Raw genomic sequence first — 1,159 nt, forward strand, 5'->3', positions numbered from 1 at the left:
AAAATTACTAAATAAACATGGTAGTATACATTAAACACATACTAATGAAATGAGCTTTCCTTAAAGATAAATTTTTTGTACAAAAAAAGCCTTCCATATCGTTTCCAATACAGCAGGCTTCTCCTAAAATTTTAACCTTGACCATCTTTAAAAGCAGGATACAATGTCATACCGCCATCAATGAATAACGTGACACCTGTAACATAACTTGATTCATCAGATGCTAACCAAGCGGCTCCAGCAGCTACTTCTTCAGGTTTTCCAATTCTGTCCATTGGAACCATTGAAACTGTTTGGTCATATTGTTCTTTATCCGCAAACTTCTTTGCATTGATTGGCGTATTGATAGCCCCAGGTCCAATTGCATTAACACGTACGCCGTCTTTGGCATATTCCATCGCAATAGTCTTAGTGAACATCTTTACCCCACCTTTAGCAGCTGCATAGCTTGAGAATGTTGGCCATGGAATTTGTTCATGAACTGATGACATATTAATGATATTGCCCTTTTTGCCATGTTCTTTAAAGTAATTTAAAGCTGTCTTCGAACCTAAGAAAACACCCGTTTGATCAATTGAAATAACACGGTTCCAATCTTCCAATGATAATTCGTGGGTTGGTGATTTTATTTCCATGCCAGCATTGTTAACCCAGACATCCAAATCACCGAAGTTATCGACTGCTGCTTTTAGTAATGCGTTATTACCTTCTTCAGTAGCAACATTGGCTTGAACGATAACTGCTTGTCCACCAGCTTGTTTAACTTCATCAGCCGCATTTTGAGCACCCTTTTCATCACTGTTATAGTTGATAACAACTGACATTTTTTCTTGACCAAAACGTTTTGAAATGGCTGTTCCAATACCTTTAGAACCACCAGTAATAATTGCTACTTTATTATTTAAATCTGTATACATTTATATTTCCTCCAATTTTCAAACATAGTTGTAATAATGGCTCCACCAACAATTAGTACTAAACCAATAATTGTTAACAATAATTCATGATGACTCTTCTTTTCATGTAAGAAGACCATCCCACCGATCGTTGATAAGACAACTGATAATTGTGAAACAACAAAGGCTGAATTTACGCCATTATCATGAACTGACAAAATATAGGTAATTGACGCGACTGAGAAAATGAATCCAGCTAGAAG

General features: G+C 36.2%; 2 protein-coding genes. Both read right to left on the reverse strand.

Translation table 11 applies throughout. From position 1 onward, the window contains the following. Positions 1 to 131: 131 nt before the first annotated feature. Positions 132 to 917 carry a glucose-1-dehydrogenase gene (locus FHL06_RS13705; protein ID WP_153387207.1) on the reverse strand — a complete coding sequence of 262 codons (786 nt, stop codon included), beginning with the start codon at positions 915 to 917 and terminating at the stop codon, positions 132 to 134. Next, a partial coding sequence (locus FHL06_RS13710) for a GRP family sugar transporter (protein WP_238334063.1) occupies positions 902 to 1,159 on the reverse strand: 258 nt, incomplete at its 5' end. The genes FHL06_RS13710 and FHL06_RS13705, both read right to left, overlap by 16 nt.

The sequence above is a fragment of the Companilactobacillus halodurans genome (assembly GCF_009600985.1).
Classification (GTDB): domain Bacteria; phylum Bacillota; class Bacilli; order Lactobacillales; family Lactobacillaceae; genus Companilactobacillus; species Companilactobacillus halodurans.

What these genes read in the sequence shown, in the direction of transcription:
- FHL06_RS13705 (WP_153387207.1), bottom strand. Translation starts at nt 917, where the DNA reads ATGTATACAGATTTAAATAATAAAGTAGCAATTATTACTGGTGGTTCT.